Origin of the sequence: Burkholderia arboris (assembly GCF_038723655.1) — a bacterium.
GTDB lineage: Bacteria > Pseudomonadota > Gammaproteobacteria > Burkholderiales > Burkholderiaceae > Burkholderia > Burkholderia arboris.
Genome location: NZ_CP109823.1, coordinates 476,366 through 490,694, shown reverse-complemented (window position 1 = coordinate 490,694; position 14,329 = coordinate 476,366). Strand labels below are relative to the sequence as shown.

Sequence of the window (14,329 nt, the reverse complement as noted above, 5' to 3'; positions counted from 1 at the left end):
GGCGCGGCGAGCGAAATACGTGCCCCAAACTTGCCGCCGGCTTGTAAAAAAGCGATTCCCGACCGTGGCGACACGGGGTATGAACCCGCGAGAGCCGCGGCCCGATGCGCTTCGCCGGACTGGCACGAAAGCTGCATGAATCCTGCAGGCGATATTCTGCGAACCGAACCGTCAGGAGGCTTTCGATGTCCGTCTCGCTTGCGCTGCAGATGCGACAGCATCTGGCACTCACGCCGAGGCTTCAGCAGTCGCTGCGGCTGCTGCAGTTGTCCTCGCTCGAATTTCAACAGGAATTGCGGCAAGCGCTCGACATGAATCCGTTTCTTGAGGACGGCCAGGGCGACGAGGAACCCGCTGCCGGCACGCCGGAGCAACCGGCCGAAACGGCTGCACCGGAAGCGGCTGCCGAACCCGACGAAGTCCGCCCGCCGGACGGCGAGGTGTCCTTTACGGCCGCGCCTGCGCCGCGCGGCACGAGCCGCCAGGGCGACGACGCTGGCGGCCTGTCGCCCGGCGAATGGATCGCCGCCGAGCCGTCGCTGCATCAGCAGCTGCACGATGCGCTCCGGCTCTACCCATTGAATAAACGCGACCGTGAAGCCGCGCGCATCGTGATCGACGCGCTCGACGACGACGGCTACCTGCGCCAGGAACTGGCCGAGTTGCTGGTCGCCGCCGATCCGGCGCTGCTGCTGTCGGAGCAGGATCTCGCGGTCGCGCTGCGGCTCGTGCAGATGCTCGACCTCCCCGGCATGGCCGCGCGTTCGTTGTCCGAATGCCTGACGCTGCAGCTCGATGCGATGCCGGCCGACACGCCGGCACTCGCGGAAGCGAAAGCGATCGCACGCGAACATCTCGAGCGGCTCGCGCGCCGCGAGACGGCCGAGATCCAGCGGCGCGTCGGCTGCAACCCGCAGATGCTGCACGCGGCATGTGCGCTGGTGCGCGGGCTCGACCCGCGCCCCGGCAATCATTACGGCAGCACGCGCGGTGATTACGTGGTGCCCGACTTGATCGTGCGTCAGGTGCGCGACGAGTGGATCGTGACGATCAATCCGGCCGTGCTGCCGCGTGCGCGCCTGCACGAGCGCTACGCGACGCTGTTCGCGCAGTCGAGCGGCGAGCGCGATTCGCCGCTTGGCCAGCAGTTGCAGGAAGCGCGCTGGCTGATCCGCAACGTGCAGAAGCGTTTCGACACGATCCAGCGGGTCGGCGAATGCATCGTCGCGCGGCAGCGCGACTTCTTCCGCTACGGCGAGATCGCGATGAAGCCGCTCGTGCTGCGCGACATCGCGGAAGAACTCGACCTGCATGAATCGACCGTGTCGCGCGCGACGGGCAACAAGTACATGGCCACGCCGCACGGCACGTTCGAGTTCAAGCACTTCTTCCCGCGCAAGCTCGAGGCGGCCGGCCGGGGCGTGTGCTCGGCATCGGCCGCGAAGGTGCTGATCCGCGACATGATCGCGGCCGAGCGGCGTACCGATCCGCTGTCCGACGTCGCGCTCACGCACAACCTCGCCGGCCGTGGCATCTTGCTTGCGCGTCGCACGGTGACGAAGTATCGCCAGGCGATGAAGATCCCGCCGGCCGACCTGCGGCGCCGCGGCGTCGTGTGACGGCTTGCCTGCCCAACCGGACGTGCGCGGGGCCGGCTTGTCGTATCGGCCCGCGCACCCACGACAGGAGTGCAACCATGCCCGCGACATCCCGGGCCCGGCAACGTGCCGCAGGCGCTGCGCGGCCGGCCAGACGTGGCGACACGAAAATGAAGGACCTCGGGCCATCGGCGAAGTCGATGGCCCGATCGATGAGCGAGAAATCGCTCGAGAAAATGGCTTCCACGCCCGTGTGCGGCAAACCGAAGCACAAGCACGATGCGTGACCGGCGACGACGTTTGGTGACGACGGCCGTCATCCAGGAGGGCTCCATGCTGCGATACGCCATCATCTTTTTCATCATCGCGATCGTCGCGGCCGTCTTCGGCTTCGGCGGCATCGCGGCCGGCGCGGCCGAGATCGCGAAGATCCTGTTCTACCTCTTCGTTGTGATCTTCCTCGTCACGCTGCTGATGGGCGTCTTGCGACGATGAGCCGCGCGCCCGACCGGTCGCAGCGCGTCGCGGAACTCGAGCACGCGCTCGCGAACGGGTTTCCGTCGCGTTCGACCGTTGTCGTGCACGCGGACGCGGTGTCCGGCCGGCTGACGATCCAGGTGTCGTGGGTGCGCGTGCCGTCCGACGAGGACGCGCGCGAATGGCGCTGCACGGTCGACCTGCGCTTCGATCCGGACGTGATCACGCGCTACGCATCGCTCGGAGCGGAAGACCGGCTGCGTGTGCGCACCCAACTGTGCGACCGGGCGCGGCGCGCGGTGGACGAGCACAAGCCGCGCGTCGAGGATGCCGTGATCGAATGCAGCGTGGCGCTCGATGTGACGCGCGCCGAACTCGATGCGGCGCTGTCTGCGCCATGATGCGGCAGGCGATGCGCGCGGCGCGGTTTCCCGCACGGGCCGCCGCCAGGCAGGAGGACATCATGCAATCGAATTCCAGAATCAGGCTCAACCGCGACGAGGCCGACGAGATCGACGGCGACCCGATCGACGCCGTCCATCTCGATACGATGGTCCATCTCGACGTCGCAACGGGCAGGATCATGTTTCAGGCCGCGTGGGCACCGACGACGGAGGTCCCGCCGGAGATCGCGCTCCATCGCGTCGAACTCGTGCTCGACTGCGACACGATGGAGCGCTACGCGGCGCTCGATGAAAACGCGCGGATGCGTGTGCACGCGATCCTGCACGACACCGTGCAGGACAGGCTGGAGCGGCTGTCCGGCGCGGACGGGAGCCCGACGCTGACGATCGAGCTGACCGACGCGATGCTCGACGCCGCGCGTCACCTGCAGTAGTCGCGGCGGCGGGCCGCCGCGCCGCGGGCATGCGGATTGCGCCGCGGCGGCGGCCACAACCTGGATGGAGGTGCGCATGAGCGGCAAGCTGGATCATTGCAGGGTAGCCATTCTCGCGCTCGACGGTTTCGAGGAGGCCGAGCTGGTCGAGCCGCGGCGCGCGCTGGTGGCCGAGGGCGCGCAGGTCGACGTGATTTCGCAGCAGCGCGGCGAGATCCAGGGGTTCACGCACGTCGACAAGGGCGCACGCGTGAAGGTCGACCGCACGTTCGACGAGGCGCGCGAGGGCGACTACGACGCGGTCGTGCTGCCCGGCGGCGTGATCAACGGCGACGCGATCCGGATGCTTCCGGCTGCACGCGAATTCGTGACGGCGGCCGTCGGCGCAGGCAAGCCGATCGCCGCGATCTGCCACGGCGGCTGGCTGCTCGTCTCGGCCGGCCTCGTCGAGGGCCGCACGATGACGAGCTGGCCGAGCCTGCAGGACGACATCCGTCATGCGGGCGGCAAGTGGATCGACGAGCAGGTGGTGCGCGACGGCAACCTGATCACGAGCCGCAAACCGGACGACTTGCCCGCGTTCAGCGGCGCGCTGGTCGAGCGCCTCGCGGCGCAGGGCGGTTGAGCGTATGCATGCCGGTTCCGCCCGCCACGTGACGCTGACGCGTGCGCCGCCCGAGTTCGACGGCGCGGCGCTGCAGCTGCGCTTCATCGTCGACGTCGATGGCGTGCCGGAAGCGTGCGCGATCACGGCGGAGGCGCTCGAGGATCATTTCGGTGCGCCGTCCGCACTGGAAGCCGACCTGTGCGCCGCGTTCGAACGCGGCCGTGCGGGCATCGAGGCCGCCTGCGCGGACGTGCTGGCCGACGGCCAGGGCGGCGTGGTGCTGCACAGCGGCTACTTCCGCGCGCGCGGTCGCGCGGCCGCGGCCAGCGTGAAGGCTGGCCTGTCCCGCTCGCGCCGGTCCTGACCGAAGCGCCGCTTGCGATGGCGTGTTACCCGCGCCCGGATCCGGCGTTACACGCCGTTGAAAACTTTGCACGGGCAGCCGGATGCCGTTCGGTGCCGCATCGCGCCGCGCGCTCGCGGCGCGGACGGTCGCTGCATGGCGTGAATTGGCATGATCGATGCGTGCTTGAAGAATTGTCGGCGCACGCATTGCGCCGGGCGCCGATGCGGCAATGTTGCCGCCTCGCGCGAAGCCGTCCACGGGGAAACGAGCATGCTCACTGCCCATGAACTTGCCGTGCTGTTCCTGGTGTATCGCGCGCCGGAACAGATCCAGATCGACCGCGAAGACGTTGTCGCGCTGGTCGAGCAGCACCTGATCGTGATGCAATGCAACGCCGCATCCGGCGAGCAACGGCCCGCGCTGACGGCCGACGGGCTGGCGATCGTGCGGCGCGTGCAGCGGCACGATGCGATCGAGCCCGACATCACCGACGCATGACACATCGAAGCAGCGCGCATTTTTGCCTTGTCGTCGCAGACGGGCATTGGGGGCCATCATGCAACATCAACAGGACGCTCAGATCCGCGACCCGTATCGCGGCCACGAGATCCACGTCTGGGCGTGGCGCAACGAAAGCGGTGCGTGGTGCGACGAGGTGCAGGTGTATGTCCGCGGCGCACCGATCGAGATCGTCACGCCGGCGGCAGCCGGCCCCGAGTGGCTGACCGAGAACGAAGCGCTGCGCGCGGGCGTCGAGCGTGGCCGTTATCTGATCGACAAGCGCATCGACGACGACTGATCCGCGTTGCGCCGGCGTACCGGCGCCGCGTCGCGCGATCGCCCTGCGCGATCTGCGGCGCGACGACGTCGACGCGAATCCGGCAACGGCGATTGCGGCAATCCGGGCGACTCAGGGCCGGGCCGCAATCTCGTCGAGATGCCACAGCAGATCGGCCGGATCGTCGTACACGCGCAGGGCACCGGCGCGTTCCAGCTCGTCGCTGCCGTACCCGCCCGCCAGCAGCCCGACACCGAGCGCGCGGCAGCGGGCCGCGGCGAGCATGTCCCAGATGCTGTCGCCGACCACCACCGTGTGTTCGATCGGCACGTTCAGTTGCGCGGCGGCGGTCAGGAACAGGTCGGGGTCCGGCTTCGCATACTTCACCTGGTCGCGCGTGACGACGACGTTTTTGGCCGGATCGACGCCGAGCGCCTCGAGATTGATGGCGGCCGTTTCCATTCGCCCGCTGGTGGCGATCGCCCAGCGGATGCCGGCGCTCGACAGCGCGGCCAGCAGTTCGCGCGCGCCCGGCAGCGGCCGGACCTGCGCGCGCAGCCGCTGGTACGCGGCCGCGTGCAGCCGGGCGAGCCGTTCGACGCGCTCGGCGTCGATGTCGCCCGCCGTCTCGCGCAGCAGCTGGTTGAGGAACAGGCCGCCGCTCATCCCGATCTTGCGGTGGATGCGCCATACCGACAGTTCGATGCCTTCGGCATCGAGCGCTTCCTTCCACGCGAGCACGTGCTGATAGACGCTGTCGACGAGCGTGCCGTCGAGATCGAACAGAAATGACGTTTCGATGCGCATGTGAATCTCCTGGCCCGACGACGCCCGGGCTGATCGTCCGCGAACAGTCCGCGAAAATCCTGAACGGCACATTATCGGCGCATCGCCGTGTCATCGTCATGTCCCGCCGCCGCGCCGTGCGGCGACGTGTCATTTGCCACTGGTACAATCGCGCCGATGCGCCGGGCCGGTTTTTTGCGCCGCGTCCGCGCCGCACGCGCCCCCAACCCTCGTCTCGTCGATTCCACGCATGGCAACACCGGACGCCGTCAGTTCCAGGCACTCGTGGTGGGGCGTACTGGCCCTGGCCCTCACTGCCTTCATCTTCAATACCACCGAATTCGTCCCCGTCGCGCTGCTCAGCGCGATCGGCGACAGCCTCCACATGGAGCCGACCGCCGTCGGCCTGATGCTGACGATCTACGCGTGGGCGGTTGCCGTCGTGTCGTTGCCGCTGACGTTCGTCACGCGTCACGTCGAGCGCCGCAAGCTGTTGGTCGGCGCGCTGCTGGTGTTCATCGGCAGCCACCTCGTGACCGGCGTTGCATGGAATTTCACGGTGCTGATGATCGGCCGGCTCGGCATCGCGTGCGCGCATGCGGTGTTCTGGTCGATTTCCGTGCCGCTCGCCGTGCGGCTCGCGCCAAGCGACCGCAAGAGCCGGGCGCTCAGCCTGATCGCGATGGGCTCGGCGATCGCGATGGTCGCCGGCATTCCGCTCGGGCGCGTGATCGGCGAGGCGTTCGGCTGGCGCGTCACGTTCCTGATCATCGGGGGCGCCGCGGCCGGTGCGGCGCTGTTGCTGCGCACCACGTTGCCGGTCCTGCCGAGCCAGGGCGCCGGGTCGCTGAGCAGTATCGGCAGGTTCCTGCGCAAGCCGGCGCTGGTCGCGCTGTACGCGATCACCGTGCTCGTCGTATCCGCGCACTTCACGTCGTACACGTACATCGAACCGTTCGTCCAGAGCGTGAACCACGCGAGCAGCAGCCGGATCACGTACGTGCTGATCCTGTTCGGCGTGGCCGGCCTGCCGGCCGCGATCTGCTTCAATCGCGTCTATCCGCACCGGCCGGACGATTTCCTGCTGGCGTCGATCGTCGCGCTGTCGGCCTGCCTGCTGATCCTGTTCCCGAGCGCGCTGAACATCGTCACGCTGTCCGTGCATACGCTGGTGTGGGGCGGCGCGATCGTCTGCTTCGGGCTGGCGATGCAGGCCTGGGTGCTGAAGCTGGCGCCGGAGGCGACCGACCTGGCCGTGTCGATCTACTCCGGGCTGTACAACGTCGGCATCGGCGCCGGCGCGCTGCTCGGCAACCATATCGCCGGCGACTACGGGCTGCCGTGGATCGGCACGTTCGGCGGCGTGGTCGGCGCGTTCGCGGTCGGGATCGCGTGGCTCGCGTTGCGGCTTCACGCGAAACGGGACGTGGCGGCCGCGGCCCCTTGAGTCACGCGGCGGTTCGCGTGCGGTTCGGCATGCAACCGGTCATGCAACCGAGTAGCCGCCGTCGGCCACGAGCGCATGCCCGGACACATAGCTGGAATCGTCCGATGCGAGGAACGCAACGATCGTCGCCATCTCCTCGGCCGAGCCCCACCGTCCTGCCGGCGTCGACGCGGCAAACGCCTGTTGCGCGTCGTCCGACGGCCAGATGCCGCGATGATGGAACGGCGTTTCGATCAGCCCGGGGCAAAGCGCATTGACGCGGACCCCGCGCTTGAACCACTCGATCGACGCCGTCTTCGTCATCCCGATCACGGCGTGCTTGCTCGCGATATAAACCGACGCATTCTCGAAGCCGATCAGGCCGCCCATCGACGCATTGTTGATGATGCTGCCCGCCCCCTGGCGCAGCATGATCTCGGCTGCATATTTCATCGAATTGAATACGCCGCGCACATTCGGTTCGAACACCTTGTCGAAGCTGTCGGCATTCTGTTCGAGCAGCGGGGCGAACGTGCCTTCCGTGCCCGCATTGTTGAACGCGATGTCGAGGCGGCCGTAGGCCGATACCGTGAAATCGAAGAGCTTGCGCAGATCGTCTTCGTTCGCGACGTCCGCGACGAAAGCGCGGGCTTCGCCGCCGGCGGTCACGATCTCGTCGACCAGCCGGTCGAGTTCGGTCTTGCGCCGGGCGCTGACGACGACCTTCGCGCCGCGCCGCGCAAGTTCGATCGCCGACGCGCGGCCGATGCCGGAACTGGCGCCCGTCACCACGGCGATACGGCCTTCGAGTTGGGCAGGTTGAGTGCTTGCGTTCATGATGCATTTCTCCAGAGTGGTTGACCGTCCACGTCAAAGCGACGTCTGGTGCTCATTGTGGCCGCCTGGTCATCGCAATAGAATGGAACAATCACGCATTCAGAATTCCTGATTCTGGAATGGATCACGCTGCCTCCGGAACACCGGAACATCGGAACATCGGAACACCGGAACATCGGAACACCGGAACACCGGAACATCGGAACACCGGAACACCGGAACACCGGAACACCGGAACACCGGAACACCGGAACACCGGAACACCGGAACACCGGAACACCGGAACACCGGAACACCGGAACACCGGAAGGGCCCGCCATGCTCAATCGACTCGACCTCCTCAAGATCTTCGCCGCGGCTGCCGCGGCGCCCACCTTCCGCGAGGCGGCGGCGCGTCTCGGCGTGTCGCCGCAGGTCGTGACGCGTGCGGTGCGCGAGCTGGAGGAGATGCTGGGCGAAACGCTGTTTCACAGGACGACCCGCAGCATCCGGATCACCGTGTTCGGACAGTCGTTTGCGCGCGAGGTGCAGGGCGCGCTGGCGGTCGTCGACGGGCTGTTCGGGCCGGCGACCGGCCAGCGCGACGAGCCGGTCGGCGTCGTCAGGATCACCGCGCCGTCCGGCATGGGGCGTCGATACGTGCAACCGGTTCTGACCGGCCTGATGCAGCGGTACCCGGGGCTCGTGCCCGATCTGCGGCTGTCGGACGTGCCGTCGCCGGTGGTCGACGAGCAGATCGACATCGGCGTGCGCGTCGGCGCGATCGGCGACAACCGCTATGTCGCGCGCATGATCGGGCCGTTGCCGATGTGGGTCGTAGCCGCACCGTCGCTGCTCAGGCGGCTGGGCGAGCCGAAAAACCGGAAGGAACTCGAAGCGATGCCGGTGACGTGCCTGATCGACCGCGCGAATGGGCGGCCGTGGCCGTGGATGTTCCGTGGCGAGCACCAGTTCGTGCCGTCGTCGCCGGCTTATCTGACCGACGATACCGAGGTGGAGATCGAGGCCGTGTGTGCAGGGGTAGGGTTCGGCCAGTGCTCGGAATATCTGGTCCGGCCATACGTCCAGAAGGGGCGCCTCGTGCGCGTGTTGCCGAGCCTCGAGCCCGAGCCGTGGAAGCTGCATGTCTATCGGCCGCGGCGCGGCCCGATGCCCCGGCGCATCCGGGTGGTGTACGACGAACTGGTGGCGAAGCTTGCGGACGCAACGTGGCGGGGGTAGCCGGTGCGGTCCGGTCGGCCGTTGCATCGTCGCGACGCGGCGTCGACCACCGGTTTCGCGATAAACCTGCCACAAGCGTCCGGATTGTTTCCATATCGTCGGCCTGGTTGCCAAAGATTGGGTTTTCCCCGTCAATTATTTAAATCATTAAGAAAGCAGCGGGTTTCTGCCCGGAAAGGTGGGGTCTCCCAATATGTGACCGCATGCTGCAAAGATTGAAACAGGGAAACGAACGTCATTAATCTGCGTACGCGTACGAAGCGGACCGGCGTGCGTCGTTCACAACAATCGGGAGACGGAGATGAAGGGCAGAAATCATTTAGGATTATTGATGATGTGCTTTGTTGCGGCGGCGATGGCGCTATCGGCATGCGGCGGCGATGACGTCGGCTCGTCGCCGGGCACGTCGACGACAGGCGCGACGTCAACTACCGGCACGACCACGGCGCCCGGCGGCAACGGCACCCCGGCCACGTCGCCGACGGCATTGCAGCAGATCGCGGTGAATCCGCCGCCGATGGGCTGGTCGTCGTGGAACAGCCTCGAGGAGAACGTCAGCTTCGACACGATCAAGGCGCAGGCCGACGGGTTGGCCGCACTGAATGCGAACCTCGCGACGGGCAACAAGTACCAGTATGTGAATATCGACGAAGGCTGGTGGACGTCCAGAAAGCGCGACGCGAACGGCAACTTCATCCTCAACGTCGACATGAACGGCAATCCCACCAACCAGTGGCCGGGCGGGATGAAGGCGATGGCCGACTACATTCACGGCAAGGGGCTGAAGGCCGGCATCTATATCGATTCCGGGCCGCAGGGCTGCGGAAACACGAACGGCACGCATTTCGTCGGCAGCGATTACGCGCACTACGACCACGATTTCCTGCAGTTCGCGCAATGGGGCTACGACTTCGTCAAGGTCGACTGGTGCGGCGGCAGCGCGGCCGGATACGATCCGCAGCAAGCGTATACGGCGATCTCGCAGGCGATTCAGAAGGCCTACGTGGCCACCGGCAAATTGCTGGTGCTGAACATGTGCGACTGGGGCACGCTCGGCAAGAGCGGATACCTCGACTACAACCTGGGGCCGTGGGACTGGGGCGCGGGCATCGCGACCTCGTGGCGCACGACGGGCGACATCTACGGGCCGGGGAGCGGGGTGCCGAAGTTCAGCTCCGTGCTTGGCAATTTCAACGGCAACACGCACCCTGAAGGCCAGCACACCGGTTACTACAACGATCCGGACATGATGGTGGCCGGCATGGGCATGACGGCCGCGAACGACCTTGCACACGTGAATCTGTGGGCCATTGCCGGCGCGCCGATGATACTCGGCAACGATCTGTCGAAGGCGCTGTCGAGCGATACGGTGAGCCTGCTTACCAATCCCGAACTGATCGCGATCGACCAGGACACGCTGGGGCTGCAGGGATTGAAGGTCGCGGACGCCAACGGGCAGCAGGTGTGGGCGAAATTGCTGGCCGGCGCAGGCAAGCGCGCGGTCCTGCTGTTCAACAACGGCACCGCGGCGAGCGACATGACGGTCACGTGGCAGCAGCTGGGTTTCGCCGCCGGTACGTCAGCGACTGTCCGCGATGTCTGGGCGCACAAGGATCTCGGTGCGGCCACCGGTTCCTACACGGTCGCGGCCGTGCCGGCAGGCGGTACCGCGATGCTCGTGTTGAGCGGCACGGATCTCCCGTCGACGACGTTCCTGCCGGGCACGCTGTCGGGCGGCGCGACTGTCGCGGATTGCGCTGCGTGTGCGAGCGGGAAGAAGGTGACGGGGTTGGGCACGGTGACGTTCAACAACGTGACGTCGCAAACGGCCGGCGGCTACCTCCAGATCGCCTACCTGAACGCCGGAACGGAAACCGTCAGGGCCCAACTCGTCGCGAACGGCGGCCACGGCTCGACGCTCGCGTTTCCGCCCACGGGCAACGCGGTCGGCACGGTGACGGTGTTCGTCAACCTGGCGGCCGGGCAGAACGCGCTGTCGCTGTCGAGCGTCGACAGCACGACGCCGACGCCCGAGATCGCGTCGATCGCCGTGGTGGCCGGGCCGGTGAAAGTCCCGCCGCCGCCGCCGATGGCGTATGAAGCCGAGGCGGCCGCCAACACGCTCGGCGGCGCGGCGCGCGTGTCGTCATGCGGCGCATGCTCGGGCGGGCAGGACGTCGGCTATATCGGCAACGGCGACGGGACCAGCAACGGCACGCTGACGATCAACGGCATCTCGGTCGCGGCCGACGGCACGTACAGCGTCCTGATCGCTTACGTGAACGGCGATTCGGCGCCGCGCAGCGCGCAGCTCAGTTTCGACGGGGGCGCGCCGGTTGCCGTGTCGTTCCCGTCGACTGGCGGTTGGGGGAACGTGTCGACGCTGACGGTGACAGGTGCGTTCAAGCAGGGAAGTGCCAACACGCTGAAGTTCTCCAACCCGACGGGCTGGGCGCCCGATATCGACGGCATCGCGGCACCCGTCAAGCCGTAACGGGCGCGTGGCGCGGCTACCCGGCCACGGGTGGTCGCGTCATTCGCCGGAATGACGGGCCGAATGCCGGCATATTGCGGCATCATCATGGTGCCGCCGCACCCGCGAGCGGTGCCCGATGTTCGACTGGAGACCCTGCATGCCGATACCCCGGATTGAAACCCGCGACGCGATGGGCGACCCCGATGTGGTCTATCTCAACCCGGCGCACGTGCTGTGGATGTCGCAGCCGACCGCCGCGCAGCGGCGGCCGGACAGCACGGCCATCCGTGTGGACGACCGCGTGAAGGGCGGCTCGTTGCTGGTGGCCGACGCCCCGTCGGCCGCCCGGCTCCTGCAGGATCTCGGGCCGTTCGTGACGGTGACGCTGGCGAGCCCGTCGTCCGACTATCCGGACGGGCTCGTGCATATCCGTGCGCATGCGATCGTCAAGGTCGCGACGGACGGCGACGGCAGGCCGCTGGCCGAGCGCACGCTCGGCTGGGTCCATGTCCAGGACGGCTCCGCGTTCAGGATCAAGGATTACGCGGGCGTGGCCGCGCAATGGCAGGCGTCGGTCGCGGCGGCGTCATGAACCTTGCCGCGTCCGACATCACGCCGGACGAACTCCGGCTGTTCGGCGACATCGTGGCCCGCCTGGAAGCACTGGGGCCGATCGTCGACGTGAGGACCGTCGTGCTGCCCGAGATCACGCAACTGATCCGCGCGGATTTCGCCGCATCGTTCGATTGCGACGCGCAGACCGGGCTCTGGCGCAACGGCTTCTCGTACAACCTCGATCCGTCGCAGATCGCACGGTACGAAGCGTGGTTCCAGCATATCGACCCGGTCACGCCGCAGCTGCGCGCGCGCCGCGTGGCAACCTGCGTCGACGAAGTGATGAGCCGCCGCGACCTGGAGCGCACCGCGTTCTACCGCGATTTCCTGAGCCGCGACGGCATGCATCACGGGATCAACGTCTATGCGTTCGATGGCGCGACGCACGTTGGCGACCTGCGCATCTGGCGCGCGCAAGGGCGGCCCGACTTCACCGAACGCGACAAGCTGCTGCTGAACGGCATCGAGCCGTTTTTCCGGCGCGCGCTGCTGAGGCGGCGCCATGCGTGCACCGGGCTGACCGAACGCGAGAGCGACGTCGCGCGGCTCGTCGCCGCCGGCTACACCGACAAGGATGTCGCGCGTACGCTCGGGATCGGGTTGTCGACGGTCCGCACGCATCTGCGGCGCGTGATGGCGAAGAAGGGCGTCGCCAACCGGGCGAGTCTGGCGGCCGCGATGGCGTGACGGGTCGCGCCGCGGGCGGCGCGGGGTCATCCATTGTGATGATGGGCGTCAAAATCGGCGCGGCCTACCTTGTGACGATCCCCTGTTACGAGGCCTGCCGAAATGACCACCCTGGGTTCCCTGACGCTCACCGAAGCCCGGCACGCGATCCTGCGCCGGGAGTTTTCCTGTGTCGAATACGCGTATGCGTTGATCGAGCGGCACGCGCGCTGGCGTTACCTGAACGGCTTCACGTGCGTCGACGACGCGCGGTTGCTCGCCGAAGCCGCCCGCAGCGACCGCGACCTCGCGGCCTCGGCTGCGCCGCGCGCACTGCTCGGTTTGCCGATCGCGATCAAGGACAACATCGACACCGCCTGCCTGCCGACCGGTAACGGCACGCTGGCGCTGCACAACCGCGTGCCGCCGCAGCATGCGCCGGTCGTCGCACGGTTGCTGGCGCACGGCGCGCTGATCGCGGGCAAGGCGAACCTGCACGAGCTCGCGTTCGGCGTGTCCGGCAACAATCGCGTGACCGGCGTGGTGCGCAACCCGTACGATTTCGACCGGATTCCGGGCGGCAGCAGCAGCGGGTCGGGCGCGCTGGTCGGCGCGGGCGTGGTCCCGGCCGCGCTCGGCACGGACACCGGCGGCTCGGTCCGGATTCCCGCCGCGCTGTGCGGCGCGGTCGGTCTTCGGCCGACGGTGGGGCGTTATCCGCAGGGCGGCGTCGCGCCGATTTCCCGCACGCGCGACACCGTCGGCCCGATGGCCCGGTCGGTCGAGGACATCGCGCTGCTCGACGCGATCCTGGCCGGCGACGTGGCGTCGCTGTCGACCCCGACGCGCAGCCTGACGCGTCCCGTGCGTCTTGCGCTTCCGCGCACGACGTTCTGGCGTGGCCTCGCAGCGGATGTCGACGCGCTCGCGCAGGCCGCGATCGCGAAGCTGGAGCGGGCGGGATTCGAGTGCGTCGATATCGACCTGAACGACTACCCGGGGTTCTTCGACGACGAGCCGGCCGTCATCGCGATGTATGAATTCCGTGCGTCGATGCACGCGTATCTGGTCGAGAACGGCTACGACCTGTCGGTCGACGATATCGTCGCGAACGTGGGGAGCCCGGACGTCGCGCGGATCGCCCGCCATATCACCGGCCCCGACGGGATCGCCGAAACGGCCTACCGCACCGCGCTCGACCGGCGTACGCGGTCGCGCGCCGCGTACCGGCAGTGCCTCGCCGACAGCGGCGCCGACGCGCTGGCCTTTCCGACCACGATCGCGACCGCTTGCCCGATCCCGGCGGGCGACGCGATGATCGTCAACGGCGAGACCGTGTCGGTGTTCCAGACCTACATCAGGAATACCGAGCCCGGCAGCAACGCCGGCGTGCCGGGCATCACCGTGCCGGCCGGCCTGACGGCGGCCGGTCTGCCGGTCGGCCTGGCGCTCGATGGCGCGGCCGGCACCGACCGCGAACTCATCGCGGTCGCGCTGCAGGTCGAACGGGTGCTCGGCCGGCTGCCGGCGCCGGACGACGGGTACGGGGCGGAGGGCCGGCTGGCCGGTTGGGCGGGCGGCGGCGCGTCGTAACGGTTAAGGGTCTCAATCGCGTTGCGGCTTCATGAGCGGCGGGCAGTGGCTCAGGATCAGCGCAA

Annotated in this window: 17 protein-coding genes; 15 read left to right on the top strand and 2 right to left on the bottom strand. The window is 67.8% G+C overall.

Features of this window, described 5'->3' with window-relative positions; genetic code table 11:
• Nucleotides 1–185 precede the first annotated feature (185 nt).
• The 9 genes from rpoN to OHZ10_RS34775 all read left to right on the top strand — a co-directional run bounded on the left by rpoN (nucleotide 186) and on the right by OHZ10_RS34775 (nucleotide 4,665).
• A complete protein-coding gene (rpoN, locus tag OHZ10_RS34815; protein ID WP_059241965.1) occupies nucleotides 186–1,619 on the top strand; it encodes an RNA polymerase factor sigma-54 in 1,434 nt (477 codons plus the stop codon).
• 77 nt (nucleotides 1,620–1,696) lie between these two features.
• Nucleotides 1,697–1,885 carry a DUF3008 family protein gene (locus OHZ10_RS34810; RefSeq protein ID WP_059241964.1) on the top strand — a complete coding sequence of 63 codons (189 nt, stop codon included), beginning with the start codon at nucleotides 1,697–1,699 and terminating at the stop codon, nucleotides 1,883–1,885.
• 46 nt (nucleotides 1,886–1,931) lie between these two features.
• Nucleotides 1,932–2,093, top strand: a complete 162-nt coding sequence (locus OHZ10_RS34805; RefSeq protein WP_081052124.1) for a DUF1328 family protein — start codon at nucleotides 1,932–1,934, stop codon at nucleotides 2,091–2,093.
• Entirely contained in the window at nucleotides 2,090–2,476 is a 387-nt protein-coding gene (locus OHZ10_RS34800) for a DUF3022 domain-containing protein (RefSeq protein WP_059241962.1), read from the top strand. Before OHZ10_RS34805 ends, OHZ10_RS34800 begins: the two co-directional genes overlap by 4 nt.
• Before the next feature lie 62 nt (nucleotides 2,477–2,538).
• A complete protein-coding gene (locus OHZ10_RS34795; protein WP_342706438.1) occupies nucleotides 2,539–2,913 on the top strand; it encodes a hypothetical protein in 375 nt (124 codons plus the stop codon).
• Nucleotides 2,914–2,989: 76 nt separating this feature from the next.
• The gene (locus OHZ10_RS34790) at nucleotides 2,990–3,538 is read left to right on the top strand and encodes a type 1 glutamine amidotransferase domain-containing protein (protein WP_059242490.1); all 549 of its coding nucleotides are present in this window, start codon (nucleotides 2,990–2,992) and stop codon (nucleotides 3,536–3,538) included.
• A 4-nt stretch (nucleotides 3,539–3,542) separates the two neighbouring features.
• Entirely contained in the window at nucleotides 3,543–3,884 is a 342-nt protein-coding gene (locus tag OHZ10_RS34785; RefSeq protein ID WP_174993933.1) for a DUF1488 domain-containing protein, read from the top strand.
• 252 nt (nucleotides 3,885–4,136) lie between these two features.
• Complete coding sequence (locus OHZ10_RS34780; protein ID WP_059242488.1) at nucleotides 4,137–4,364, top strand: hypothetical protein; 228 nt, start codon at nucleotides 4,137–4,139, stop codon at nucleotides 4,362–4,364.
• A gap of 58 nt (nucleotides 4,365–4,422) precedes the next feature.
• Entirely contained in the window at nucleotides 4,423–4,665 is a 243-nt protein-coding gene (locus tag OHZ10_RS34775) for a DUF6566 family protein (RefSeq protein WP_059241959.1), read from the top strand.
• 111 nt (nucleotides 4,666–4,776) lie between these two features.
• On the opposite strand, the gene OHZ10_RS34770 is transcribed toward OHZ10_RS34775, so the two are convergent.
• Entirely contained in the window at nucleotides 4,777–5,451 is a 675-nt protein-coding gene (locus OHZ10_RS34770) for an HAD family hydrolase (protein WP_059241957.1), read from the bottom strand.
• Nucleotides 5,452–5,680: 229 nt separating this feature from the next.
• On the opposite strand from OHZ10_RS34770, the gene OHZ10_RS34765 reads away from it, so the two are divergent.
• Nucleotides 5,681–6,877: a sugar transporter gene (locus tag OHZ10_RS34765; protein WP_342706437.1), complete on the top strand. Its 1,197-nt coding sequence runs from the start codon at nucleotides 5,681–5,683 to the stop codon at nucleotides 6,875–6,877.
• Nucleotides 6,878–6,916: 39 nt separating this feature from the next.
• Here OHZ10_RS34765 and OHZ10_RS34760 read toward each other — a convergent pair whose 3' ends face one another.
• The gene (locus OHZ10_RS34760) at nucleotides 6,917–7,693 is read right to left on the bottom strand and encodes an SDR family NAD(P)-dependent oxidoreductase (RefSeq protein WP_059241953.1); all 777 of its coding nucleotides are present in this window, start codon (nucleotides 7,691–7,693) and stop codon (nucleotides 6,917–6,919) included.
• A 318-nt stretch (nucleotides 7,694–8,011) separates the two neighbouring features.
• Here OHZ10_RS34760 and OHZ10_RS34755 point away from each other — a divergent pair, with 318 nt between their 5' ends.
• From OHZ10_RS34755 to iaaH, 5 genes are all read left to right on the top strand, one after another.
• Nucleotides 8,012–8,914 (top strand): LysR family transcriptional regulator, encoded by a 903-nt coding sequence (locus tag OHZ10_RS34755; RefSeq protein WP_174993934.1) that lies wholly within the window; start codon nucleotides 8,012–8,014, stop codon nucleotides 8,912–8,914.
• Between the two features lie 331 nt (nucleotides 8,915–9,245).
• Complete coding sequence (locus OHZ10_RS34750) at nucleotides 9,246–11,408, top strand: alpha-galactosidase (RefSeq protein WP_342706436.1); 2,163 nt, start codon at nucleotides 9,246–9,248, stop codon at nucleotides 11,406–11,408.
• A 139-nt stretch (nucleotides 11,409–11,547) separates the two neighbouring features.
• Nucleotides 11,548–11,982: a hypothetical protein gene (locus OHZ10_RS34745; protein ID WP_155627358.1), complete on the top strand. Its 435-nt coding sequence runs from the start codon at nucleotides 11,548–11,550 to the stop codon at nucleotides 11,980–11,982.
• On the top strand, nucleotides 11,979–12,692 hold the full coding sequence (locus tag OHZ10_RS34740) for a helix-turn-helix transcriptional regulator (protein ID WP_174993936.1): 714 nt from the start codon (nucleotides 11,979–11,981) through the stop codon (nucleotides 12,690–12,692). Before OHZ10_RS34745 ends, OHZ10_RS34740 begins: the two co-directional genes overlap by 4 nt.
• A gap of 102 nt (nucleotides 12,693–12,794) precedes the next feature.
• Nucleotides 12,795–14,264 carry an indoleacetamide hydrolase gene (gene iaaH / locus OHZ10_RS34735; protein ID WP_342706435.1) on the top strand — a complete coding sequence of 490 codons (1,470 nt, stop codon included), beginning with the start codon at nucleotides 12,795–12,797 and terminating at the stop codon, nucleotides 14,262–14,264.
• Nucleotides 14,265–14,329 lie beyond the last annotated feature (65 nt).